The 25,531-nt window shown below is 41.2% G+C and carries 27 protein-coding genes and 2 pseudogenes; 24 read left to right on the plus strand and 5 right to left on the minus strand.

All coding sequences use genetic code 11. The features are described 5' to 3' along the window. The first annotated feature begins 220 nt into the window (after nt 1-220). From sigW to glmM, 5 genes are all read left to right on the plus strand, one after another. A complete protein-coding gene (gene sigW / locus Len3610_RS16890; RefSeq protein WP_176448970.1) occupies nt 221-784 on the plus strand; it encodes an RNA polymerase sigma factor SigW in 564 nt (187 codons plus the stop codon). Nucleotides 785-798: 14 nt separating this feature from the next. Further along, entirely contained in the window at nt 799-1,464 is a 666-nt protein-coding gene (locus tag Len3610_RS16895; protein WP_176448971.1) for a zf-HC2 domain-containing protein, read from the plus strand. Nucleotides 1,465-1,728: 264 nt separating this feature from the next. Then, nucleotides 1,729-2,550 carry a diadenylate cyclase CdaA gene (gene cdaA / locus Len3610_RS16900; protein WP_176449722.1) on the plus strand — a complete coding sequence of 274 codons (822 nt, stop codon included), beginning with the start codon at nt 1,729-1,731 and terminating at the stop codon, nt 2,548-2,550. Further along, a complete protein-coding gene (locus Len3610_RS16905) occupies nt 2,543-3,775 on the plus strand; it encodes a CdaR family protein (protein ID WP_176448972.1) in 1,233 nt (410 codons plus the stop codon). Before cdaA ends, Len3610_RS16905 begins: the two co-directional genes overlap by 8 nt. Nucleotides 3,776-3,884: 109 nt before the next feature. After that, entirely contained in the window at nt 3,885-5,231 is a 1,347-nt protein-coding gene (glmM, locus tag Len3610_RS16910; protein ID WP_176448973.1) for a phosphoglucosamine mutase, read from the plus strand. Nucleotides 5,232-5,451: 220 nt separating this feature from the next. Here the strand turns inward: glmM and Len3610_RS16915 are convergent, their stop codons facing one another. Next, a complete protein-coding gene (locus tag Len3610_RS16915; protein WP_176448974.1) occupies nt 5,452-6,891 on the minus strand; it encodes a M1 family metallopeptidase in 1,440 nt (479 codons plus the stop codon). Nucleotides 6,892-7,214: 323 nt separating this feature from the next. Here Len3610_RS16915 and Len3610_RS16920 point away from each other — a divergent pair, with 323 nt between their 5' ends. From Len3610_RS16920 to Len3610_RS16930, 3 genes are all read left to right on the plus strand, one after another. Further along, entirely contained in the window at nt 7,215-9,005 is a 1,791-nt protein-coding gene (locus Len3610_RS16920) for a S9 family peptidase (protein ID WP_176448975.1), read from the plus strand. 44 nt (nt 9,006-9,049) lie between these two features. Further along, nucleotides 9,050-9,613 carry an ATP-binding cassette domain-containing protein gene (locus Len3610_RS16925; RefSeq protein ID WP_255259922.1) on the plus strand — a complete coding sequence of 188 codons (564 nt, stop codon included), beginning with the start codon at nt 9,050-9,052 and terminating at the stop codon, nt 9,611-9,613. Between the two features lie 83 nt (nt 9,614-9,696). Beyond that, complete coding sequence (locus Len3610_RS16930) at nt 9,697-9,915, plus strand: hypothetical protein (RefSeq protein WP_176448977.1); 219 nt, start codon at nt 9,697-9,699, stop codon at nt 9,913-9,915. A gap of 211 nt (nt 9,916-10,126) precedes the next feature. Here the strand turns inward: Len3610_RS16930 and Len3610_RS16935 are convergent, their stop codons facing one another. Then, nucleotides 10,127-10,687 (minus strand): tetratricopeptide repeat protein, encoded by a 561-nt coding sequence (locus Len3610_RS16935; RefSeq protein ID WP_255259666.1) that lies wholly within the window; start codon nt 10,685-10,687, stop codon nt 10,127-10,129. A 156-nt stretch (nt 10,688-10,843) separates the two neighbouring features. Between Len3610_RS16935 and Len3610_RS16940 the strand changes: the two genes are divergently transcribed. From Len3610_RS16940 to Len3610_RS16985, 10 genes and pseudogenes are all read left to right on the plus strand, one after another. Next, nucleotides 10,844-11,113 (plus strand): ribbon-helix-helix domain-containing protein, encoded by a 270-nt coding sequence (locus Len3610_RS16940; RefSeq protein WP_176448978.1) that lies wholly within the window; start codon nt 10,844-10,846, stop codon nt 11,111-11,113. After that, nucleotides 11,100-11,525, plus strand: coding sequence for a type II toxin-antitoxin system VapC family toxin (locus Len3610_RS16945; protein WP_176448979.1), 426 nt, complete (start codon nt 11,100-11,102; stop codon nt 11,523-11,525). The genes Len3610_RS16940 and Len3610_RS16945 overlap by 14 nt, the downstream gene beginning before the upstream one ends. A gap of 536 nt (nt 11,526-12,061) precedes the next feature. Next, a pseudogene (gene glmS / locus Len3610_RS16950) lies at nt 12,062-13,865 on the plus strand (glutamine--fructose-6-phosphate transaminase (isomerizing)). A 267-nt stretch (nt 13,866-14,132) separates the two neighbouring features. Further along, nucleotides 14,133-14,504: an MmcQ/YjbR family DNA-binding protein gene (locus Len3610_RS16955; RefSeq protein WP_176448980.1), complete on the plus strand. Its 372-nt coding sequence runs from the start codon at nt 14,133-14,135 to the stop codon at nt 14,502-14,504. A gap of 156 nt (nt 14,505-14,660) precedes the next feature. After that, nucleotides 14,661-15,171 (plus strand): annotated as a pseudogene (locus tag Len3610_RS16960) (type 1 glutamine amidotransferase domain-containing protein). Between the two features lie 363 nt (nt 15,172-15,534). Further along, the gene (locus Len3610_RS16965) at nt 15,535-16,023 is read left to right on the plus strand and encodes a hypothetical protein (protein ID WP_176448981.1); all 489 of its coding nucleotides are present in this window, start codon (nt 15,535-15,537) and stop codon (nt 16,021-16,023) included. A gap of 18 nt (nt 16,024-16,041) precedes the next feature. Continuing rightward, on the plus strand, nt 16,042-16,713 hold the full coding sequence (locus Len3610_RS16970) for a YesK family protein (RefSeq protein ID WP_255259667.1): 672 nt from the start codon (nt 16,042-16,044) through the stop codon (nt 16,711-16,713). A 90-nt stretch (nt 16,714-16,803) separates the two neighbouring features. Further along, nucleotides 16,804-17,679, plus strand: coding sequence for an AraC family transcriptional regulator (locus tag Len3610_RS16975; RefSeq protein ID WP_217994037.1), 876 nt, complete (start codon nt 16,804-16,806; stop codon nt 17,677-17,679). Between the two features lie 163 nt (nt 17,680-17,842). Next, a complete protein-coding gene (locus Len3610_RS16980) occupies nt 17,843-18,109 on the plus strand; it encodes a ribbon-helix-helix domain-containing protein (protein WP_176448982.1) in 267 nt (88 codons plus the stop codon). Further along, nucleotides 18,096-18,506 carry a type II toxin-antitoxin system VapC family toxin gene (locus Len3610_RS16985; RefSeq protein WP_176448983.1) on the plus strand — a complete coding sequence of 137 codons (411 nt, stop codon included), beginning with the start codon at nt 18,096-18,098 and terminating at the stop codon, nt 18,504-18,506. Before Len3610_RS16980 ends, Len3610_RS16985 begins: the two co-directional genes overlap by 14 nt. A gap of 22 nt (nt 18,507-18,528) precedes the next feature. Here the strand turns inward: Len3610_RS16985 and Len3610_RS16990 are convergent, their stop codons facing one another. After that, entirely contained in the window at nt 18,529-18,897 is a 369-nt protein-coding gene (locus tag Len3610_RS16990; RefSeq protein WP_176448984.1) for a thiol-disulfide oxidoreductase DCC family protein, read from the minus strand. A gap of 353 nt (nt 18,898-19,250) precedes the next feature. Here Len3610_RS16990 and Len3610_RS16995 point away from each other — a divergent pair, with 353 nt between their 5' ends. From Len3610_RS16995 to Len3610_RS17005, 3 genes are all read left to right on the plus strand, one after another. Further along, a complete protein-coding gene (locus Len3610_RS16995; RefSeq protein ID WP_176449726.1) occupies nt 19,251-21,188 on the plus strand; it encodes a lipoteichoic acid synthase in 1,938 nt (645 codons plus the stop codon). A 147-nt stretch (nt 21,189-21,335) separates the two neighbouring features. After that, the gene (locus Len3610_RS17000) at nt 21,336-21,968 is read left to right on the plus strand and encodes an HAD family hydrolase (protein WP_255259668.1); all 633 of its coding nucleotides are present in this window, start codon (nt 21,336-21,338) and stop codon (nt 21,966-21,968) included. Nucleotides 21,969-22,161: 193 nt separating this feature from the next. Next, complete coding sequence (locus Len3610_RS17005; protein WP_176448986.1) at nt 22,162-22,803, plus strand: endonuclease III domain-containing protein; 642 nt, start codon at nt 22,162-22,164, stop codon at nt 22,801-22,803. 171 nt (nt 22,804-22,974) lie between these two features. On the opposite strand, the gene Len3610_RS17010 is transcribed toward Len3610_RS17005, so the two are convergent. Then, entirely contained in the window at nt 22,975-23,334 is a 360-nt protein-coding gene (locus tag Len3610_RS17010; RefSeq protein WP_176448987.1) for a DnaJ family domain-containing protein, read from the minus strand. A gap of 303 nt (nt 23,335-23,637) precedes the next feature. Between Len3610_RS17010 and Len3610_RS17015 the strand changes: the two genes are divergently transcribed. Further along, the gene (locus Len3610_RS17015; protein ID WP_176448988.1) at nt 23,638-23,961 is read left to right on the plus strand and encodes a YbjQ family protein; all 324 of its coding nucleotides are present in this window, start codon (nt 23,638-23,640) and stop codon (nt 23,959-23,961) included. Nucleotides 23,962-24,022: 61 nt separating this feature from the next. Here Len3610_RS17015 and Len3610_RS17020 read toward each other — a convergent pair whose 3' ends face one another. Further along, complete coding sequence (locus tag Len3610_RS17020; protein ID WP_176448989.1) at nt 24,023-24,232, minus strand: hypothetical protein; 210 nt, start codon at nt 24,230-24,232, stop codon at nt 24,023-24,025. 103 nt (nt 24,233-24,335) lie between these two features. On the opposite strand from Len3610_RS17020, the gene Len3610_RS17025 reads away from it, so the two are divergent. Both Len3610_RS17025 and Len3610_RS17030 read left to right on the plus strand, forming a co-directional pair. Continuing rightward, complete coding sequence (locus Len3610_RS17025; RefSeq protein WP_176448990.1) at nt 24,336-24,659, plus strand: PadR family transcriptional regulator; 324 nt, start codon at nt 24,336-24,338, stop codon at nt 24,657-24,659. After that, nucleotides 24,656-25,528: a permease prefix domain 1-containing protein gene (locus Len3610_RS17030; RefSeq protein ID WP_176448991.1), complete on the plus strand. Its 873-nt coding sequence runs from the start codon at nt 24,656-24,658 to the stop codon at nt 25,526-25,528. Before Len3610_RS17025 ends, Len3610_RS17030 begins: the two co-directional genes overlap by 4 nt. Nucleotides 25,529-25,531: the final 3 nt, after the last annotated feature.

Raw genomic sequence — 25,531 nt, forward strand, 5'->3', positions numbered from 1 at the left:
TATCGCATATTTAACAGACTGGGCCGGTGAAAATGTTACATCCTCAAAAAGCACGATTTTTTTAAGCAGTGCATCATTGGCATAAAACTGGCTTGAATCAGGCAAAAAGCGAGCATTTTGAACTGAAATCTGCAAATAAAAAAACCCATAAAAATTTTTGAAACCTTATACGGTGTTAGTTCGTATGGATAATACCGCATAGTAAGCGGAGGTACAAGAGATGGATTCGATGATCAAGGAGAAAGTCAAAAAGGTTAAACGAGGAGATCAATCAGCTTTTGAAGATATTGTATCCTTTTATCAGCAAAAAATTTATCAGCATTGTTACCGTATGCTCGGCAATACGTACGAAGCGGAGGATATTGGGCAGGAAACGTTTGTTCGTGCCTATGTCAACATTCATTCCTTTGATGACAAACGCAAATTTTCAACGTGGCTCTATCGAATTGCGACCAACCTGACAATTGACCGGATACGAAAACGTAAACCGGATTATTACCTTGATGCAGAAATTAAAGGGATAGAAGGATTGACTATGTACTCCCAGCTGGCTGCAGATAATCGGCTTCCTGAAGAGGAAGTGCAAGGGATGGAGCTTCAGGATTATATAACACGGGAGATTTACGGACTGCCGCCCAAATACCGGAGCGTCATTATTCTAAGATATTTAGAAGAATTTTCATTGCAGGAAATCAGTGACATATTGGATATCCCGCTTGGTACGGTAAAAACCCGGATACATCGAGGGCGTGAAGCTTTACGGAAAAAGCTTCGTCATGTGTAAAGGAGTGTGATCGCATGGATTGCAGCAAAGAGGCCATACAGCTCATGCATAGATATTTGGATGGGGATCTCATAAAACAGGAAGAAGATAAACTGCGCACTCACCTGGAGGATTGTGAGGCATGTCAAAAACATTTCCATGAACTGAAGCGTACGATTACACTCGTTCAAAGTGCCGGGCAAATCAGTGCACCTGATGACTTCACGAACAACGTCATGCAGAATTTGCCGGCTGAAAAGAAACGTGTTAAATATACACGCTGGTTTAAAGCACATCCTATTTTAACATCAGCTGCTATTTTCTTTATTTTGATGTTCAGTGGGATGTTTTCAACCTGGAATCAGGGTAATGAACTGGTTGTTTCCAAACAGGAGAACCTGGAGATACGAGGGGATACTGTCATTGTACCCGAGGATGTGACTGTATCGGGTGACTTAGTCGTTAAAAATGGCGATTTACGAATAGATGGAACGGTGGATGGCGATGTCCGGCTGATTAATGGTGAGCTGATCGACGAAGAAACTATTGAAGGGTCTCAACTGATGGCCTCAGCCGGTGAAATCAACGGCGAGCTTCATCAGGTCGATCGGATGTTTGAGTGGCTCTGGTTTCAACTGAAGGATTTCTTTGAAAGTATCTTTTCACTTGGACATATCCAGATAGTCGGTTTACAAAAATAATTGGTGAGAGAAAACCTGGTTATCGCCAGGTTTTTATTAATCGGAAACAACGTATCAAATTTCGGTTGACGTTTTTATACGAGAATCGGCTGCCTCGCCGATTTCACCCAATCCGGCTTCTGGCATCTGACCTCTGGAAAAACGAGGCTGGCCCTAAGTTTTTCTTATTGATAAATATAGGTGATACCATAAATAATATGATATAATGGGAGCGGTATTATGTATCGATAGGAGAGCACACTATGTATGGAAGGAAGTGTGAACATGCTTGATGGGGGATTTAATCTTCTTGAATTACTGCGAATCGGCGTAGATATTGCTCTCGTCTGGTATGTTTTATATAAAATAATTATGCTGATCAGAGGCACGAAAGCCATTCAGCTGTTAAAAGGCATTGTAGTAGTGCTGCTCGTCTGGGCGGTCAGTATACTGCTTGAACTACATACGATTCAATATCTGACAAACCAGGTGATCAACTGGGGTTTTGTCGTCATTATCATCCTATTCCAGCCTGAGTTGAGAAGAGCATTGGAACAGATTGGCCGGGGGAATCTTTTTGCAAGAGGGTCAAAATCCGAGGAGGAAATACTGGAACAAAGAATCGAGTCAATCGTCCAATCGTGTCAGTACATGGCCAAGCGTCGGATTGGTGCACTGATATCCATTGAACGTGAAACAGGAATCGGTGAGTATGCCGAGACCGGGATTCCAATCCATGGAAAACTGACCCATCAATTACTGACAAATATATTTACGCCGAATACGCCGCTGCATGATGGTGCCGTGATTATAAAGGATGAAGAAATTTTTGCAGCTGCCTGCTATCTTCCATTATCCGAAAGCCCGTTCATCTCCAAAGAACTTGGTACAAGGCATCGGGCGGCAATGGGGATAAGCGAGGTTACCGATGCGATAACGATTGTCGTATCCGAGGAAACAGGAAATATCGCCGCTACGAAAAACGGAGAATTGAAACGGGATCTCGATCAGGAGGGATTGCGCCATTATCTGCGTGAAACGCTATCCCTATCCATGAGAGCCTCTGAACATAAGTTGAGACATCAGAGGGGGAAAAAGAATGGATAATTGGTTTAAGAGTCGGTGGTTTGTCCGTGCTATTTCGTTAGCTTTTGCTATTGCATTATATGTTTTTGTCCAAGTCGAGATTGATCAATATCAGAACGACTCGCGGATATTTCCGAATACAGGCGCTGATGTTCAAACAGTTGAGAATGTCCCTGTCAATATCCGGATCGATGAAGAAAATTATGTGGTAAGTGGCGTACCCGAAGTGGCAAGTGTGACGCTTGAAGGCACAACAGGTACGATAACGGCCACAGCACGCCAGCAGAACTTTGATATATTTGTTGATCTGGAAGGATTAGGTGAAGGTACTCATACCGTGACATTGGAGCATACCGATATTCCCGACGATGTCAGTATGTACATTGAGCCCAAAACAATCGAAGTGACAATTGAAGAACGGGCATCGGAAGAATTCGATGTTAACGTAGATTATATCAATGCTGGCGAGCTTCCTGATGGTTTGGAAATTGGTGAGTCACAGTCTGACCCTGGACAAGTCACCATTACAAGTTCAAGGGAAGTGATTGAGCAGATTGCAATTGTCAAAGTGTATGTCGATATGGCTGGTGTAACAGAACCAATTGACAGCCGGGAAGTCCCCGTCAATGTTTATGATGCAGGCGGAAATGAATTGAATGTCCGGGTTGAGCCGGAAAATGTCAATGTCTCGGTTGATATAAACAACCCAAGTAAGGACGTCCCAGTGAATGTCCAGATATCAGGCGAACTTCCGGATGATTATTCATTATCCTCTATAACGCCTAATGTTGATGAAGTGGAAATTTTCGGAACAAGTGATGTCTTACAAGGTATAGAAGAAGTTTCAACGGAGGAGATTGATTTAGCAAATGTAACGGAATCAGGAACGGTTGATGTTGGATTTAATCCGCCTGATGGTGCCAATGTACCTGATCCGGAAACGGTTGAAGTCACGGTGCAATTGGAACAAACCAGATCCATTGAGGGCATACCGATTGACGTTGAAAACCTTGACGGTGGACAGGATATATCGTTTGTCGAACCGGAAAATGAGGAAATGACGCTAACCGTGACAGGGGCTCAGGCGGAAGTTAGTGAACTGACGGCCGATGATTTTCGTGCCGTGATAGATGCAGAAGGATTGGAAGATGGTGAACATGACATCCCGATCACGATAGAAAGTCCGGAAAACGTTGAAGCCGAGGGGGAATTCGAACAGGTGACAGCTGAGATTTCATCAGAATAGATTCAGCGTAAATGTTCTTATTCATTTCTGTTCAAACAGGATAAAAAGAATTAATTATTTTAACAACCTCTAATAGTGGATAGACGGATGAAAAGGAGAGGTAATCGAGATGGGAAAATATTTTGGAACAGATGGTGTCAGAGGGATAGCCAACACAGAATTGACATCAGAGTTAGCATATAAATTAGGCCGATTTGGCGGTTATGCATTAACAAAAGGCACTGATAAGCCCAAGATACTGATTGGACGGGATACACGTGTATCGGGAAACATGCTTGAAGGCGCACTTGTTGCCGGATTGCTTTCGATTGGTGCCGAGGTCATGCGGCTTGGGGTTATTTCAACGCCAGGTGTTGCTTATTTGACACGAGCGATCAAAGCGGAAGCCGGTGTCATGATCTCCGCATCACACAATCCTGTCGAGGATAATGGCATTAAGTTTTTCGGACCGGATGGTTTTAAATTATCGGACGATGAAGAAAATGAGATTGAACAGCTGATGGAAGGCGGGGACAATCTTCCACGTCCGGTTGGCGCGGATATTGGTGTTATGAATGACTATTTTGTAGGCGGTCAGAAATACCTTTCCTTCCTTAAAGATTCGATTGATAATGATTTTGAGGGTATGCGGATTGCACTGGATTGCGCACATGGCGCAACGTCAAGCCTGGCGACACATTTGTTTGCTGATCTGGAAGCAGACATTGTTTCCATCGGTTCTTCACCGGATGGCCTGAACATTAATGATAATGTTGGTTCGACCCATCCGGAGGCTTTGCAGGAATTTGTCAAAGAAAAGGAAGCCGACCTGGGTCTCGCTTTTGACGGAGATGGCGACCGTTTGATTGCCGTCGATGAGAATGGGAATACTGTCGATGGTGATCAGATCATGTACATTTGCGGAAAATATATGAATCAAAAAGGTGTATTGCGGCATAACACAGTTGTCTCAACCGTCATGAGCAATCTCGGATTTTATAAGGCGCTGGAGGAAAATGGTATGCGCAGTGATAAGACAGCCGTTGGTGACCGCTATGTCATGGAGGAAATGCGTAATGGCGGTTACAATCTTGGCGGCGAACAATCGGGACATGTCATCTTCCTTGATCATAATACAACCGGTGATGGCATGCTGACAGCCCTCCAGCTGGTGAATGTTATTAGAGACACGGAAAAGCCATTATCAGAGCTAGCCGGTGAGATGGATATTTATCCGCAAGTGCTAAAAAATGTGAAAGTCGTTGATAAACATAACGCCATGACGAATCCAAAAATTCAAGAAGCTATCGACCGTGTTGAAAGTGAGATGGGCGGGGAAGGCCGTGTCCTTGTACGTCCATCCGGCACTGAACCGCTCGTCCGGGTTATGGTAGAAGCACCTACTAAAGCGGATTGTGAAAAATATGCCGATCAGGTGGCAACGGTGATTGATGACCTGCTCGGGATGAAAGAATAAGGAAACTGCTCTGCTAAAATAACAGGTTCGGTTCCAAAACTGTCAGGGGAAACAAACACCAGCTGGTACTAACTGTAAAATAATAATTCATTTAATAAACGCTCAGATATATAAGTTCTGAGCGTTTTAAAGTTAATATAAAATAGATAAAGGAAGGTGATTTTGTTGGAAAATGAAGCATTGCTGAGTCGCATGGTGCTACAATTGAATATAAAAGGAATCATTCAAGCAAGAACCACTCCCTAAAAAAAGAGTCATCTTCCAAGTCAAAATAGTGTTTTGAAAATCTTACAAATTCTTCAGTATCAACTTCTTTATACTTGTAATGATCATAATAAGTCTTCAAAAACTTTTCTGCTCCCTTTATCCCATCATTTTGTTCAAATAATTTCCACAACATAGTGCTCGATTTGCCATAGACATATGAACTCATATTGCGATCATATTCATCAAGAGGCAGGTTAACCGGAAGTGGCTCTAAATCTTCTAATTGTTTATTCATCGTTTCATATGGTACTTCCTGATTGCTGCCGGACAAATTGTATAATCCAGTAGCAAAGTTTGCAAAACCTTCATCCAACCAGGCATCATTGTACGGGTCATTGCTAATGACACCATAAAACCATTGATGGGCTATTTCATGCACAACCATATTTTTTAGGGCATTTGGATTAACAGGGCCACTACCATAAACCGAATTAGCTGTCACAATCCCCGGGTATTCCATTCCGAGCTCGTCCACGATAATATCAAGTTGTGTAAATGGGTACGGACCGATATTCTTTTGAAAGTATCGCAGTGCATCGGAAGCCACCTCACTAATTTCTTTATATAGATCCTCGTTCTCTTCAAAACCAACCACTCGGATAGTTATGTCTTCCTCCATTTTTTGAATAACCTTTGGCTGATAAAGGATAGCTATAAACATTTCTTTTACATGATTTACTTCAAACGTGTTATTAGACGGGCCGGGATACTGATCACTGTCGCTTGATGATGCGACAGTGTAACCATCAGGCACCTCATATTTCACCTTAAAATCACTGAAAGCCGTATGATAGGTTTCACCTCTAAACCTGTAATCCTCTTTATTCCACTGATGATCTCTATATGTAGCAACCATCGGGTAGAATTGCGCCAAATAATAGTTCTCATTGTTCTTTGTAAACCTTAAGCCTTCTTCAGGAAGAGTGAAATCATAGGTGAAATCTACTTTTATATCATTACCAGGTTCCAATTTTTTTGATAGAGACACAGTTAAAGTATCTTTATCCAAATTATAATCTGCCTGTTCTCCATTTAACGTAACCTTATGTAAGTTAACAGTTGATGGAACCTCCAAGGAACGATTTAAGTCCAGTGATGTATTTTCCGTAAACATATTTGGGATAAAGTAAAAAACAAGCTCGCTCCACGAATCTTTGGAGATGTTCCTTATTATTACAGAGGTTTCTATATGAAAATTCCCTTCCTCATTCATTGTTAATTCGATATTGTATTGACTATCACTACCTGATGGAGCAGTTTTTAGAGCAAAGTTTGTTACGGTATCCGCAGTTCTTATTGGTTCTTCGCTTTCATATAGAGTAATGAATATCCAAGTTGTAAACGAAATCATTATTATGGAAATTAAAGAATACCATATAAGCTTTTTACTCATTGTATGCCGCCCCTATTTTCAGCGTATCTTTCATAACTTTATATTCTGGATAATTATAGATTATTCCTTCTTTTGAGACATATTTACTTTGACCATTAATTGTACAGATGTGATTCAATTAAATGAAAATTCCCAATAATTAATGTCGCCAAACTAGAGCACGGAAACGCCAAACTTAGGAGGAAAAACGCCAAACATGGAACAGTGACGTCGTACACGGTCCATTTAGAATCTTCATCACTAATCTGTTTATTCTATGTGATTTACGTTATAATTATTTTGCCAAGTAAAATTATTCAAACATTTTATCGAGGGGGAGTTCGATGATTACATTTCCAAAGCCGACAGTTGAGCAATTTTTCCGTACATATGTTATCACAGGGTTTGATGTAAGTGCTGATGAAGAGCGGCTTGTTTTCAGCACCAACCTGGATGGCAACATGAATCTATGGGCCATGGATCTGCCGGCTACATACCCATACCTGTTTGCTCATCAGGATGAATCGTGCAGTTTTGTCAAATTTGATCCGAAAAGCCGCTATGTACTGACTGGATTTGATAAAGATGGTGATGAGAACCACCATATTTATGCGATACCTTATGATGGCGGCATTCCCAAGCCTGTTGTGACAGGGGATCCGGAAGAGAAATTTATTTTCACCGATTTGAGTGATGACGGCGAACGTATTTATTATATAACATCAGAAGAAAACTCATCGTTTCTGAATACCCGTGTCCGCAATCTGGAAAATGATTCGGATACGCTGCTGCATATCGGGGAAGTATCGCCAACGAGTCTGGTAGCTGTTTCTGAGAATGAAGAAGCATTTGTCTATTTGCAGACATTTGCGAACACGTTTATCCCCGGGTTTGTCAAAATGGGAGACGAAACGTACAATCTGACACCTGACCCGGAAAAAGTGCATGTCACATTTGAACCTGTGTTTGTGGATGACAAAACGATTTATTTTGTGACGGATTATGAAAGCGAGTATAAATATGTCGCAAAATTTGATTTGGAGAACAAGGAATTTTCCCGGGTGTTGTCGATTGAGCAAGAAAGTGTCGAGCAAATGAAATATAATAAAGAAAACAATACCTTATTTCTTGTCACGGAAAATGGTGTTACGGATAGCCTGTATCGTTATGATCTGGACTCAGGCAATCTGACAAATTTATCAGCACCGGTGGATATCATTTATCAAATCAACGTAACCAAAGCAGGCAACCTTTATATTCTGGGAACAAGTGCAGCTGTCCCGCCCAATATCTTTCAATCAAAAGACGGTGAGCATTGGAAGCAATTGACCAACAACCGGGTACTCGGCGTGAACACTGATGATATGGTAGAGCCGGATGTTGTGTCCTACAAATCTTTTGACGGTATGGAGATCGAAGCGTTATTGTACAGAGCCAAACCGGAAAATGACAATGGTTATACGGTCTTCTGGCCGCACGGCGGACCACAGGCTGCTGAGCGAAAGTCATTCTATTCGATGTTCCAATGTTTGCTTAACCGTGGCTATACGATTTTTGCCCCAAATTTTCGGGGAAGCACAGGCTATGGTTCAAGCTTCATCAAATTAGTCGAACAAGACTGGGGAGAAGGACCACGCCTGGATTGTATTGCCGGAATTGAATGGCTGTTTGAAAAGGGCATAGCCGATCGGGATAAGCTATTCCTCATCGGCGGCAGCTACGGCGGCTATATGACATTGCTCCTGCATGGCCGCCATCCGGAATATTTCAAGGCATGTGTTGATGTTTTCGGCCCGTCTGATTTGTTCACATTCGTCAATTCGGTCCCTGATCACTGGAAGCCGATTATGGAACGCTGGCTTGGTGATCCTGAACGTGATAAAAAACGCTTCATCAGGGACTCACCGGTCACCTATCTGGATAGCATGACAAAGCCGATGCTCGTCATCCAGGGAGCACATGATCCACGCGTCGTCAAAGCGGAATCAGATAATATTGTAGCCAAATTGGAGGAAAAGGGTCGCGATGTCGACTACATGGTCCTGGATGATGAAGGCCACGGCTTTTCGAAAAAAGAAAACGAAATCAAGGTTTATAAACGCATGCTGGACTTTTTGGAACAACATCAGGGTTAATAGCAAAGTATGAAACTGCCATTTGCATTCCAACCGCTGAACTTATCAAGCGATTCGGGTTGGAAGCCTATCAGCATACGCGCCTTTCGCATTTATCCAAAGGAAATAAGCAAAAGGTAAACATTATTCAGGGTTTTTTAATTTTGCCTGAGCTGTTTTTACTGGATGAACCGACATCAGGACTGGACCCTGATTCACAGGAGACGATGACAGCGAATCTGACACAGTTAAAAAAAGAAGGCACAACGATTGTCTTGACGCATCATGAATCGGATCTTGCCGAAAGACTGGCTGATCGAAATATTCATGTCACACAACAGAACATAAAGGAATTAAAGACGTTCGGGAAAAATAAACACTATCGAACAATCGAATTTACTGGTACATCCAAAGAGCTTTTATCCTTTGTTAGCAGTTCAGCAGACATCATTCAGCATGTTTGCCAGTCCTCATCTTCTCATATTATTTCTGTGTATGCGGCAAAAAGCAATGCGTTAATCAGCAGCATCCTGGCATTGGGCGGCACCATTCAATTTGTCTCCCGTCAGACGAATATGCTGCCGATGCTTGCGCCTGATGATACTGGGAAGGTCAAGGTGAATAGATGATTAATATAGCTAAATACTGCATGCAGGATTATATACGGTCATATCAGTTTGTACCTCCTGTTTGCCTTTATATAATATGGACGATGATTTCCTATACATATATAGATGCACTGCCGCAATTCATGTCTTTCATAACCTGGCTTATTCCACCTGCATTTTCGATTGTTGATTTGTTAGGGGACGAAAGCTTATACATCAATGCTGGATTATTGCTGGAATGGATGTATGTCCTCATATACGCTGGTGTGTTGTTTCTTTTGTTTTTTATAGGCGTTCGCAAACGGAATGTGATCACTGATTGAATAGCGAATCTAGGGTGAATGCAAACACGAGAGTTGCATTAAGCCGGTATTGGAATCCCTTTTGGCTGCCTTCTCCTTTACAGCTGCTGGATGACTCACCCCCTTCTTACTCCTATAATCGAAATCAGAACCAAAAAAGGGGCATCCCAAAAAAAATTTTTTCAGGATGCCTCTTTTCAGCTGTTCGTTTCGATAATAGGGGTAGAAGGAGTTATTTGTTCAGTTTTTTCTCACAGGTCTCAATCGCTGTTTCGGTAGAATGAATCAGCTCACTATTGCGATTGTCTTTTCTGAGTTCCAACGCTTTTTGAAAGTAATCCAGTGCTTCACGGTACTTTTCCTGATCAAACAGGTTTTTGCCTTGATGCTGATATGCAAAATCACGGTATTCTATGTAATCGGAATTGTTTTCAGCATGCTCTATCAGCTCATCGAACATCTGATTGGACGTTTCAAAATCGTTATGCCATTGATATGTATTGGCCAGACGCAGCTGATTGACAAACACGCTCTGCTTTCTGTCCAGTTCACGGAAAATGTCAATGGCCATGTTAAGATGCCGTTTGCTTTCTTCCAGTTCACCAACAATGCGCAAAAAGGTTCCGAGCAGTCCATGCAATTTGCCTTTTTCATGTTTGTCCAGTGTCTTATCATTCAGCTGTTTTTGCAGATACATCATACCATAAAGCATGTCCATTTTATTTAAAGGCACTTCCCGGAGATTCGGGCCAAATTTAAATGTCATATCATGCGGGATATCTGAAATGTTCATGAGCTTACTCCTTATTTTTTAAAAGTAGGTGATTGAAATCATTATAACCTTTCAAACCCCTGAAAATAAAGGATTTGGTATTCTTTGTGGTATATCCATCAGTTTTGATTGTATACATCACTATTTTATCATATAATGTATATGAGGTGATTCGCCATGGAATATGAACGAAAGGTTAGAAAACAAATTTATCTTGATCCTGAGCAGAATAGGTACGTGAAACAAATATCTGCACGAAATGGCATGTCCGAAGCGGAATTTATTAGAGAAGCTGTTGATAACTATCTGGCAAATAACCAAATGAAGCAAAAAGATCCGTTGTTTGAACTGGTTGGAATAGTAAAGAACGGTAAAAAAGATGGATCCACGACACATGATCAGGATGTTTATTTGGCTGAAAAAGGGGATACAGATGAAAAGAAATAAATTATTTATCGACACTGGGGCATGGATTGCTCTCATTGTGGAGAATGATCATTTCCATAAAGCGGCCCGTTCTTATTTAGAAAGTCTTGATTTATCCATTAAACGACTTTCATCCAGTTACGTCATCGCGGAAACTTATACATGGTTACGATATAGGGAGGGATTTAAATCTGCAGACAATTTTCTCAATGTTATTAATCAATCGAAGGCAAGCGGTATGTTGGATGTCATTGTTGGTGAGGGGGATATCCTTGACATATCAGAACAGTTACTAAGGGATTTCTCAGATCAGCGTTTATCCTATGTTGATGCCGTTAGTATGGCAATTATGAAAAAGGAACGAATTAACAAAGTATTTGGGTTTGATCATCATTTTTACTTAATGGATTTTGAGGTGGTTCCATATTTGTGACCATTAAAGGTCTATTAACAATACACATTGTGCTTCATTCAAGCATACACATTATAATACCCACCCTTTCCAAAAAAGATTTGACCAATAAGTGTTGTCCCGGTTAAAATGTAGAAAGCCTCGATTGCTTAAGGGGTGGACTGATTCATTAAACAGAAAGGAGCGCAGTTGATAAAAGCATGAAAAGCGCCTGAACTATTTTCCGACCGGTAGTGAAAATAGTTGACGAGGTGGGGGTTATCGAACTTTTTCGGCGGGTACCTCCCGGCTGCACATCACAGTCGTGATACTTTTTCTTAAAAACAGTGAGGCGACTTGCTGTACAAAGGATTAAGTAAGCTGATGCATGACAATCACGAGAAAGGGGCAACAGAACGCCCCTTCCAGAGGTCAGTGGTCAGAGGCCGGAAGTCAGATGTAAAATCGGCTGGATTGCTGATTTACTCTGATCAGACCTCTGACATCTGATCTTTGGAAAAACGAAAGAGATCCTTTTAGGTCGTTTGTTGCCCCTTAAATTTAAGGAGGAAACAACGATGTGCGGAATTGTAGGCTATATTGGATATAATGATACGAAAGATATTTTACTGAATGGATTGGAGAAACTGGAATACCGCGGATACGATTCTGCGGGTATTGCAGTATTGGATCGTGAAGACATCAATTTGTTTAAGGTAAAGGGACGGATCGCCGCATTGCGCAAGCGTGTTGATGAGAAAGCTGATTCAACCATGGGGATTGGCCATACACGCTGGGCAACACATGGCGAACCGAGTGCGGAGAATGCACATCCGCATCAAAGTGCGTCTGGCCGGTTTGCGGTTGTTCACAATGGTGTCATTGAAAATTACCAGGATCTGAAAAGAGATTATCTCGATGGCGTCACGTTTGGCAGTGTCACTGATACGGAGGTCATTGTTCAGCTCGTTGAAAAAAACGCTGAAACATACGGGGATACAGCCGAAGCGTTTCGTCAGACGATAAGCCTCTTGAAAGGTTCCTATGCGATTGGTTTAATCGATCAAGAAGACGGGGATACGATTTATGTTGCCAAAAATAAAAGCCCATTGCTTGTCGGCCTGGGTGACGGATTTAACGTGATAGCCAGTGATGCTATGGCAACCTTGAAAGAAACCGATCAGTATCTGGAGATTTACGATCACGAAATTGTCCTTTTGAATCGCAATTTTGCGGAAGTGCAAAAACTGGACGGCACTGCCGTAAACCGCAGACCGTTTACAGCTCAGATTGATGTGAGCGATACGGAAAAAGGCACATATCCGCACTTCATGCTGAAGGAAATCGATGAACAGCCATTTGTCATGCGGCGGATTATTCAGGAATATCAGGATGAACAGGATAATCTTAAACTGGATCAGAATGTGCGCTGTGCGATGAAAGCTTGCGACCGCATTTATATCATTGCGGCGGGAACCAGCTATCACGCAGGTCTTGTCGGCAAACAATTCCTGGAAAAAATGGCTGGTATACCAGTGGAAGTTCATGTGGCAAGTGAATTTTCCTATAACATGCCACTCTTGTCGGAAAATCCATTATTCGTATTCATTTCACAGAGCGGTGAAACAGCCGACAGCCGTTCAGTATTGGTTAAAATTAAAGAAATGGGTCATCCGGCACTGACAATCACGAATGTGCCGGGATCCACCCTTTCTCGTGAATCAGATGATACATTGCATCTGCATGCCGGACCGGAAATTGCCGTCGCTTCCACAAAAGCCTATACGGCTCAAATCGCCGTGCTGGCTATTCTGGCAGTGGATACAGCACAGGCAACAGGGCTTGAATTGGACTTTGATCCAATGCAGGAACTCGCTATTGTGGCGAATGCCATGGAAGCTTTGACAGATCAGAAAGAAACCATTGAAGAGCTTGTCCGCGACAATCTCGGAACAACCCGGAATGCTTTCTTCATTGGCCGGAGTACAGATTACTTCGTATGCCTGGAGGGAGCATTGAAGTTGAAAGAAATCTCCTATATTCAGGCTGAAGGCTTTGCCGGCGGTGAGTTGAAGCATGGGACCATCGCATTGATTGAAGAAGGCACACCAGTGATTGCACTCGCAACTCAGGAGGATGTTAATTACGCCATTCGCAGGCAACGTACAGGAAGTTGTTGCACGGGGCGCCAATGACATGACCTTCAGTATGAATGGTCTGGAGCAAGATAGCGATGCATTTGTCATCCCGCATGTGCATGAACTGCTGACACCGCTCGTCAGTGTTGTGCCAATGCAATTGCTCGCTTATTATGCAGCACTGCATCGCGACTGTGACGTTGATAAGCCGCGTAACTTGGCCAAATCGGTCACGGTTGAGTAGTTGCTGAGCAATAATAAAGTTGTTTAAAGATTATGTGCGTTCGATTATGCTTTAATCGGGCGCACATCTTTTATGAATGATAACCATTGCAAAACTACGACATACAATTAAGGGGCCCGGAGATTGGCAGGATAGAGTGTATGAAAAATTAACGTGACACTGCCAAATGCCCAGAGGGATTTGGAATGACGTACACTGGAATTACAATATCTAAAACTAGAACAAAAACGTCAAGATCTGTTTCAAATTAAATAGCAGGAGAGGTGATTGCGTCATGTTAAAACAAGAGACGATATCTTTAAGTATGTCAGAGAAAAATACGATACACTGCCGGATTATCCGTTTAAGCAATTTCCAAACTATGCTGTTTTAAGGCATGCAACCAACAGAAAATGGTATGGTCTTGTGATGAATGTCCATCCGGAGAAATTAGAATTGGATGGAAATGAAGAAATTGAAATTCTGAATCTAAAGTGTTCACCCGAGCTAAATGGAAGTCTAAGAAAGCGACGAGATATTTTACCTGCACATCATATGAACAAGGAGCATTGGTACACGCTTGTTTTAGAACGTACAGACCCTAATGATAATGAAGATATTCATCGTTTGATTGAGATGAGTTTTAATTTAACGAAGTAATAATCAAGCTGTTCCTGCTAAATGGGATTAATTGTTGAAAAGCTAACCAAATAAGTCTGGTGCATCACTGCAATAGGTTTGTTGGAAAGTCATTCTTTACAAAGTTATGTAAATTTCGTTACAATATAAGTTAAGTGTAGAAGGAGGTTGATTTATATGAGTAAACATATTGCTGTTCTCGTTACAGACATGGTAGAAGAAATTGAATTAACCGATCCTGTGAAAGCTTACAAAGAAGCTGGTCATACGGTAGATATTATCAGTAATGAAGGAAACAGAACAATCAATGGTAAAAATGGCGACGAAATACAAGCAGACCGGGGAATTGATGAAGTGAATGCAAACGATTATGATGCATTACTCGTTCCTGGCGGTTTTTCGCCTGACTTACTACGTATTAATCCGAAGAATAGTGAGTTCGCAAAAGCATTTTTGCAGGGCAATAAACCAGTATTTTCAATTTGTCATGGTCCTCAGTTCCTCGTTAATACAGACCTGCTAAAAGGAAGAGAGCTAACGAGCTTTGTTTCCGTACGAAAAGACCTGGAAAATGCAGGAGCAACTGTAAAAGATGAAGAGGTAGTAGTAGGGAACCTTGTAACAAGCAGAACACCTGATGATCTTTCCTGCATTCAACCGCGAATCGCTAAAACTTTTGGAAAAATAATTTGTCGATCGTAAGAGAAGCTGTTAATGATACAGCTTCTCTTTACTTTTATCTAATAAATAGAAGGGTTGTACAAGCAAATTTGAAAGGAAAAAAGACTGAGTATTGTATTTTCACCCGAAATTCCAGCGACGCTTGCGAATCCATGAACAGCACCAAATTTATCTTCTGCTTGTTGAATATAGTTTTTGGTTTCTTCTTCTGAGGAAATGTTCGCAGTCACTAAAAGTACCCTGTCGTTTCCAGATTAAGTTCTTTCTTAACATCCTCAACCGCATCCTGGTTCACACCCACCATAACAACGTTAGCACCCTTTTCATGTGTTTAGAATGAGAAAAAGAATGATTAAAGAGAGGTCATTAAATGGATGCTTATAAGAAAATTCATCTGTTATCCCAGGAGTTAATCCCAGTTATAAACGACTTGGATCATGAACCTGAACAAATCATTTTAGATCATATCAAAGACTGTGAAGATTGCAGAAAACTATACGCCAATACGGTGAACTTCGACGAAAATATTCCCGAACCTGATTACGCCAACGATGTTGAAGTAAAACCCCTGAAAAAATTGGTTCAGTTTAATACCGGATTAAAGTTATTATTGATTGCTTTAAGGGCAATTATTCTGTTCTATATTTTTTACTCGAGTTTCAGTTACTATGATGTGGAATCTGCAGCGATGATACTTGCTTCCTTCCAAGGCGCCATATTCTTATTTTACATGCCCGCTGCCGTCTTTCTGCTGGTATTCACCATCACCTTTTTCAACAAAAAATGGGTATGGACATCTTTCATAACTGATTTAATGATCATTATATTCCTCGACAATATTGTGCAGTTATTTCTATAAAAAACTGGAGGCGTTAACGTGGTGTACTTGATTACGCTGGGCGGTATGTTTTTGGGTTGTATTCTTTTCATGTTTACGTTTATTGCATCTAAAAGGAGTGGCAAGTATTATTTAGCCCCAATCATCACATTTCTTTTTTCTGTTGTTATTGTTGTCTATAGCTTGATTGTTGTTGGCGGGTTTGAAGGTATGGGATATCTATTTTTAGCAGCAGGATTTTTAATCATCAGTATTGCTGGTACACTGTTCCTGCCATTCTTAATCCGCAGAAAAGCGTCACAGCAATTCAAGAAACGGGATAAAATCAGTCTTGTCATGTTACCGATCATATTTTTTGCAACGATTGGGTTGGTCATTTTCTCTGAACAGGGCTATTGGATTATTGATAAAGGAGAGCACAACTATGTAAGAGGAGAAGGGATAGAAAACTATTATAGAGTTTCCACCATTTCTGAAGGGAAAAAACAAGTTTCGTTAAGGGTCGGTGAAGAATACATGGGAAAAGAAATTGAGGTAGAAAATATAACGAAGCGTGGACCTACGGAAATCACTGTGAAAATGGTAGAAGGTGAGGATGAGAATAAAATCCCGTATATTGACATCGGCGTGGATGAAATAACTGAGCCGGTAAAAGTCCAGACAACAAATGGTGTTGTTTTTGAATCGGCAAAGGATAAAGCGGGTAATTAGCAGGAAGAATCCCTTTCCTGCAAAAACGGTGCACAAAATGTCGGGTGGATACATTTAATCCCTGTTTTTCTGTGGATAAAGGAGGCTCAAGTGGATTTGCTTAAGAATATGAATGATGCCATGGCGTATATTGAGGAGAACCTGACAAACGAAATAGACTTCAAGATCGTGGCCAGATTAGCTCACAGTTCGGAATATCATTTCAAAAGGATGTTTTCTTTTCTATCAGGTATGACCTTATCAGAATACATTCGCTGCAGACGACTGAGCTTAGCAGCAGCTGAACTCATGAATCAAAATACAAAGATAATTGATGTTGCGATGAAATATGGCTACCATTCACCGGACGCTTTTACAAGGGCTTTTCAAAATTTACATGGCATCACACCTTCAGAAGCAAGAAATAAGGGCCAGCCATTAAAAGCTTATCCACCAATGACTTTCCAATTATCAATTAGTGGAGGGATTGAGATGAATTATCGCATTGAACAGAAAGAAGCATTCAATATCGTTGGTCTCATGAAAAGAGTATCCATCATGTTTGAAGGCGAAAATCCGGAAATTGCAGAAATGTGGAAATCCTTGACGACGGAGGAATTCGAGCAATTAGAAAAACTGTCGGATGTTGAACCTAATGGGATCATTCAGGCTTCAACAAACTTTTCAGAAGGGCGTATGGAAGAAAAAGGAGGGCTTGATCAATATATTGGCGTGGCCACATCACAAGAATCCCCGGACCATTTTTCAAAACTTGAAGTTCCTGCCTTAACATGGGCGGTATTCGAATCAACAGGATTATTTCCTGATAAACTGCAGGAAACTTGGGGGAAGATTTACTCGGAGTGGCTGCCATCTTCTGACTACCAGGTAACAGAAGGCCCAGAAATCCTGTCCATTAAAAGTGAAGACTTAACTTCACCTTCCGTAAAAAGTGACATTTGGATTCCTGTTTCAAAAAGATTATGATGACAAAGTTTATTGAGCTGTTTCGGCAGCTCTTTATTTTTTTGAAGGCGGATTGACTGTGAATCAATAAACCCATGCCGTCTTTCTTTTCAAGTATAATTGTTTAAAAAATTTGACAATACTACACACCTTGCATATAATTTATGTGTAGGAGGCGTTCAATATGGAGTATCCCATGAAACGGAAACAATTTCATATAACAGAACAGGATGAAAAGGCTTTAAAGGATTTGGCTCAAAATAAGGGGCTATCTGAAGCCGAAATTGTGAGAGAAGCCATCCGGGAGTATACGTCAAATAATCAAAAGAAGGGAAACCCCTTACTCGAAATGGCAAGCAAAGCAGAGAGTTATATGGTTGAATCTGCCGAGGATTTGTCAGTGAACCATGATGATTATCTTCAGGAGATACATGATAATGAGAAACAATAGATGTTTTCTGGACACCAGTGCATTGATTGCGTTAAACGATGTTAAAGATCAATATCATGAGAAATCACGAGATATTGCGGCATCATTAAAAGACAGCAGATTGATTCTTTCGGATGCCGTTGTGACTGAGACCTATAGCCTCCTGAGATATCGGTCAGGTTTCAATATTGCCCGTTATTTTCTCGACACCGTGGTGACGGATGATTCCTTCATGATTGTGGAGATTACGCCTTCAATAAGAGAAAACACTTTGCAAATTCTTGATCAATACTGCGAACATAAAATTTCATATTGTGATGCGTTAAGTGTGGCAGTCATGAACGAACAGCAAATTGAGACGATTTTTGCGTTTGATTATCACTTTGAAATGATGGGTGTCCGGCTTGTCCGGATATAAAAATAGCCCCGGTCGCTTTAACTCACTGATTGTTATACGGCACTCTCCCAAACCACTTGTACCGGCGTGTCGAAACAAATCGGTATGCCGGATCACCGACATAATCAATGAACGGAAAATAGAGTAAAACAGCTAAAGGGACGGTGGCAGGCAGTACGGAAAGAATCCTGCGAACCGTATAAAAGCCTGTAAGCACTTTTTTGTCTTTGGTATACATATAGATTTCATCATACATATTTTTATAGGCGTTAATTCTCTCTCTTGTTGATTCACTCACTTTTTGAACAGGAAACCAGAAAATAGCTCCCTTCCAGTCAAGCCTCTTCAATACTGCTTTTACTGTTCGGCACAACGGGCATTCAGCATCGTAAAACACGATATGTTTATCCATCGGGAACTTCCCTCCTTCTTTCGGATTATTTCCTCCAGCAGCCAAAATCAAACTGACACTCACGAAAATTTGACAATAAGATGAACTTTCTATAGAGACAGCTTACTTTAAAAGTATCATATGATAAGGTGTGAAAAAATCTAGAGTAAATTTCCATTAAAATGTACTTAACAAACACTTAACAAAATAAAGATATGGGTGTAGAATAGAGTCTGTTAAATTTGAAATGCCCTTTAAAGGTTTTAAATCCTCAAAAAAGGGAATAGACTGATTTGAAATTAAACTGAAAGTCAGTAAGAAAAAATGTGGAGTGAGTGAAAGTGAAAAAACTAACAAACTTAAAATCTACCAAGATGGGATTTTTTCTGTTAGCTTTAGTCCTGTTTTGGATGAAGACGTATATCATATATATTACGGAATTTAGTTTAGGCGTCAGTAATATGCTGCAGCATTTTTTACTGTTTATCAACCCTTTGAGTTCAGGTCTGATTTTATTGGGCTTTGCGTTGTTTTTTAAAGGGAAACGATTCGGTATTGCGCTGCTGATTATAGACACATTATTGACCTTGTTTATGTATGCCAATGTCGTTTTCTACCGCGATTATGGCAGCTTTATTACCATTCAGGTGATGATGCAGACGGACAATATCGGAAGTATCGGCAATAGTTTCCTGGGACTGGCTCAATGGCATGACCTCCTTTATGCGCTGGATCTTGTTATCCTGGCTGTTTTGTTTGCCAAACGGAAAGTGCATTGGTCCCCGGCACGCTTTAGCTTCAAAAAGCCATTTGCGGTGCTGGCCACAGGTGTGCTTGTGTTTGCTGCTAACCTGGGCTTGGCGGAGATAGACCGGCCGCAGCTGTTGGAGCGGGTTTTTGACAATAATTATATTGTCAAATATCTCGGTTTGCCCAGTTTCGCCGTGCTGAACACGGTACAGTCCGTTGAGGTAAGTGCTCAGCGTTCAATGGCTTCAAGTGAAGATTTAACGGAAGTGGAAAGCTATACCGACAGGAAGTATGCTGAACCGAACGCTGAGTATTTCGGGACGGCTGAAGGCAAAAATATTATCAAGATCCACTTGGAATCTCTCCAGTCATTCGTAATTGATTATGAATTGAACGGGGAAGAAGTGACACCATTCCTGAATTCGCTTGTTAATGATGAGAGCAAGAATTTCACTTATTTCGATAACTTCTTCCACCAGACTGAACAGGGTAAAACCGCAGATGCAGAGCTGTTATTGGATAATTCATTGTACGGCTTGCCACAGGGTTCTGCTTTTGTAACGAAAGGCACGAACACGTATCAGGCGCTGCCGGCCATTATGGATCAGAAGCAGGATTACACGAGTGCTGTGTTCCATGGTGACGAGGGTTCATTCTGGAATCGGGATCAAATTTATAAGCAATTTGGCATTGATGAGTTTTATGACGATGAGTATTACGATATGAGCCAGGAAAATGTTATCAATTATGGATTGAAGGATAAGCCGTTCTTTGAACAGTCCATGCCGATGCTTGAGGATCTGGCGGCGCAAGATGATCCATTTTATGCGCACATGATGACACTGACACACCATCATCCGTTTGTATTGGATGAAGGTGAAGCGTCAATCGAGCCGGCTCAAACAGGTAATGGTACGGTTGATCGTTATTTCCAGACTGCCCGTTATATGGATGAGTCGTTGGAGCAGTTTTTTGAAGATCTGAAGGAACAAGGATTGTATGAAGATTCCGTCATTATGATTTATGGTGACCATAATGGCATTTCCGGAAATCATAATGAAGCCATGAGTCAAATCATGGGTGAGGAAATAACACCATTAAAATTTGCTGACTTACAACGGGTACCATTTATGATTCGTGTCCCTGGTGTTGAAGGCCAAGGTACAAAACATGAATTCAGCAGCCAGGTTGACGTCATGCCGACAATGCTGCACCTCTTGGGCATCGATTCCAAGGACTATATTCAGTTCGGTACTGACATGTTTTCTGAGGAGCATAAGGACTTTGCAGCATTCCGTAATGGCGACTTTATGACTGAAGACTACAGTTATGTGCAAGAAAAGTTTTATAATAATGAAACAGACGAAGTTATTGAGGAACCGACCGATGAAATGAAAGAATTGCGTGATCAGGTCCACTATGAACTGAGTCTGAATGATGAGGTCCTGAATGGTGACCTGCTGCGATTCTATGAGCCTACCGAAGACTGGGAACCTGTTGATCCCAGCGACTATCAGTATGGGAAATCTGAAGAAGACGATGAAGAAAATAACGATCAATGAGTAGTAAATACCTCCACTTCGATGTGGGGGTTTTTTCTTTCTTAAATTTGATTAAACATATAGCGATGCGCTTTTTATCAAGTGGAATATTACCCTTGGAATCTGGTAATATTGACTTGCAGGTAAATGACGGAGGGGAGTGTTTTTGTGAAGGCGATAATTTTTGATTTTGATGGGACGTTAGCTGATACATTACCCGTCTGTTATCGGGCGTTTCAGGATGTTTTCAGGACGTTTGACGGCAAGGAGCTTTCTGATGATGACGTAAGGGCAATGTTCGGACCTTCTGAAACGGAGATTATCCAAAAAAATCTCACAAATAGCAATAAAGAAGAGGCTATTGAACTATTTTACAAGAGCTATACGGATAATCATCAGCAATTGGTCAAATCGAACGCAGAAATAAATGATATGCTGACGTATTTGAATGACAGGGGCGTTAAATTAGGAATTGTAACGGGGAAAGCGAGAAGAAGTTTGGATATTTCTGTAAAAGCCCTTGAGATGGATAACCGGTTTGAGGCGGTTATAACAGGTGATGATGTCGAAAAATCCAAGCCGCATCCGGAGGGGGTAACCAAGGCCTTATCACTATTGGATGTTGTAAACGATGAGGCAATGTTTATTGGAGACAGTGACGCTGATATTGAAGCTGGAAATCGGGCAAATGTTCAAACAGCAGGCGTTCAATGGCTCCCTGAGTACCAGACATCAGAATTCACTGCCAAACCTGATAACGTATTTAAGACCGTTTCGGATCTTTTCACTATTATGGATTAATATACTGGGGTTGGATAAGACAATCTATAGCGATTATCTGCAAATCTACAGCGGGCCCCTGGAATCTAAAGCGTTTTTACACAATTCTGCAGCGCTGCGCTGAAGCTCTGTCAATCGAGTTAGATTAGCCCCTTTTCATCTGGTCCGAAATGCCGTCAAAGCAATTATTCCGCAAAATTGAGGGTATCACGTGATGATAAATAATTATCAAAGAATTTATAATAAATTGCTCGACTATTACGGCCCGCAGCATTGGTGGCCGGCCGATACGCCGTTTGAAATGATGATTGGCGCCATTCTTGTCCAAAACACGAGCTGGCATAATGCAGAAAAGGCATTAATGAATGTTGAGCCGTATCTGGATCCTGAGCGGATGGAAGAACTGAGAACTGACGAATTGGCCCAGCTGATTCGCTCCAGCGGCTTTTTTAATATTAAAGCTAAACGAATCAAAGCTTTTTTGGATTGGTTTAAAGCCTATCATTACAATATACCAACGATTAAAAAGCTCGGTAAGCAGACAGTAAGAAATGAGCTGCTTACGATTAATGGTATTGGGCGTGAAACTGCTGATGTTATGCTGCTGTATGCGTTTGATAAACCGGTATTTGTTGTTGATGCCTATGCAAGGCGAATCTTTTATCGAATTGGTTTAAATATGCCGACATCCTATGACACCTTTCAGAAACAAGTGGAGGATGCGGTGCCGAGCGATTTGCAAGTACTGAATGACTATCATGCACTGCTGGTAGAGCATGCGAAGGTTCATTGTAAGGCAACACCAATTTGTGAGGGATGTCCGTTGTTTGAGATGTGTGAACAGAGGTTGGGTTAATGTGTGCGTGGTAATTTCAGTAAATTCACTTTCAATTTCACTGATACGCTCCTCGGGTGTTTGTCCCTTCAATTTCTTTTCATGTGCTAGCATTTGCAATTTTAAAGCGTATATTGGGTCTTTCCATAAAAAAGAACTGGCGACAACACTTCATGAGATCTTAACCAGTTCTTATCTGGACAATTTATTAAGAATCTTTTTACGATAAAATGGAAACTTTGGATTGCGGTGCAGTTTTCGTTTTTCAACAAGTTCATCGACTCGTCTGTTTTTCTTGGCCCCTTTTTTATATTCCTCATCGGTTGCATATGTCATTAAATCATGATCGTTTATATCCTTACCGCTTTTTTTGGCGTTATCTTCTTCTGGTACAAAGCCGGCATTTTTTAAAATTTTATAAGCCTGATTTAATTCCGGGGACAGGCCTGGGAGTTCGTCGCGTACGTTAAGCTTTTTTCCTCTTCCCGGCAGATTGTCAAAGTCGCCGTTTTCGATGGATTCTTTTATTTTGTCTTCAACGATCAGGTACATGTTATCCCTCCTAATGTATATTGTATTGAAATTTTTCTGTCTTATCAACGTATTTTACTCATACACTCACTATAGAATAACAAAGCCACGAGGAGAAGCTTATGATTCGCACTGGTATTATCCTTATGCTATTAGCCACTTTAATATATATTTTATCATTCACCTTTTCTTTTTTCGCAAATAATCTTATATACAATTTTTTACTGGTGATCAGTTCTATGTTGGCTGGTGGGTTAGGAACGTTGTTAGTGTTCATCGGAGTTTTGCAAGACAGGATTAAAGCTAAGAGGGAGGAAGATCAAGATGATGTTAGCCAATACTGAAACTATTCCCGGATATGAAATTACCGAGTTCAAAGGATTGGCCAGAGGAAATGTCGTCCGGGCCAAAAATATTGGAAAGGACATTGTTGCCGGACTCAGGAATGTCGTTGGCGGAGAGGTGACAGAGTATACCGAAATGCTGACAGAATCAAGGCAGCGGGCGATTCAGCGGATGGTTCAGCACGCTGAGGAGTTAGGGGCAGATGCGGTGGTTAATATCCGTTTTGTAACGTCTCAGGTGGCAAGCGGAGCAGCAGAGCTTTTAGCGTATGGCACAGCCGTTAAGGTTCAAAAAGTGCAATAGGCTTAATAAAGAGATGAGAGGTATCGTGAACGTTGCGATACCTCTTTCATGATTATAAAATTCATAAATTACGGTTAAGCTGTTCTATTTCTTCCTCAGCCATAACCTCATTGGCAGCTTCCAATTTTTTATGCTCATCAACCGAATCGCCGGTGTCATCATCCTCTTTTTTTAATGGATGCTGGGTATTAAGTCCATCCGTTACGCTTAATTCGCCGTCCTGATTTGCTTGTGTGCGCTTTTTAAACGTTTTTTTGCCTTGCTTTTTCAAGTTACTCACCTCAAAATTTAGCATTTGATATTATTCGGTAATTATCCATACCATTGCATTACGATGTACATCGTATTACAATAGTGAAAAGAGGTGAGATTAGATGGACCGTGAAATCATGAAGGGCAGCATTGATATTTTGCTCCTTAATCTGCTGAATGAAAGCGATATGTATGGCTATGAAATGGTCAAAGTGCTGAAGGAAAAGAGTGAACAATTGTATAACATGGGGGAAGGGACATTGTATCCAGCGTTGAAGCGGATGGAGAAAAAAGGATGGCTCACATCGTATTGGTTTGAAACGAATCATGGACGGCGTAAGTATTACCGCATTACGGATGACGGAAAGGCTGAGTTGGCAAAGAAACTGGAAGAATGGAACAATGTTCATAACCTGATTACAAAAACGTCGGGAGATTTATCATGACGCGAATTGAAAAACATGTTGAAAAGATTTTGGAGCAAATGCAAAGTCCCGACGATGAACGGGAGGAAATACGGGAAGAACTTATTGGCCATTTGGAAGAGGCAAAATGGCAATATATTGATGATGGCTTGACGGAAAAAGAGGCTGAAAAACAGGTGCTGGAGGAATTTGGTGCGGCAGATGTTGTAGGCCATCAGCTGCAGGAATCAATGTACCCATACCAGCGCGGTCTGCTATATGTGATTGGGATAGGGACGATATTATTTGGTGTTATATTTTATTTAATCTCGGCATTTTTCCTTCATAACCCAATTCCCGTCTGGCTGACTATTCAGCTTTTGACAGGCGGAACGGTTACGCTGGCTGCTATTAACATTTCGGTTGTCGGGCGTTATGCTTATGTACTTAATATCGCGTTGCTTGTCAATGTTATCTGGAACGGTATTAATCTGGCAATGATGGAAGGAACACCTCAATGGCAGGCGATTAGCTTCAGCATTTACCTCTTGATTCTGATTGGCTTGGGACTTACAGCTGTTATACGAAATTCTTATTATTCGAGTGGCTCGACTGAAAACAAGCCGCAAAAGCGCGTACGTATACTGTTTAGTTATATCGTTAATTTATTGTTTGGATTGGCTGTTACAGGTATCAGTCTGTTTTTCCTGTGGGCTACGCTTGCTTTTTCCGTGCGCCCTTTAGAAGCGACAGCCATTATTCTGACGATAAGTCCCATTATTATTTGGCTTATTGCCTATAAGTTCCAAATGGGTTACATTTCAAAGAAGCCCTTGTTAGCACTATTAACCGGGCTTGGTATTTCTGTGTTGTCGATCATAATTCCGTTAATAATTCTTCGTTTGTCTTGAGGG

The sequence above is a fragment of the Lentibacillus sp. CBA3610 genome (genome assembly GCF_013373365.1).
Classification (GTDB): domain Bacteria; phylum Bacillota; class Bacilli; order Bacillales; family Amphibacillaceae; genus Lentibacillus.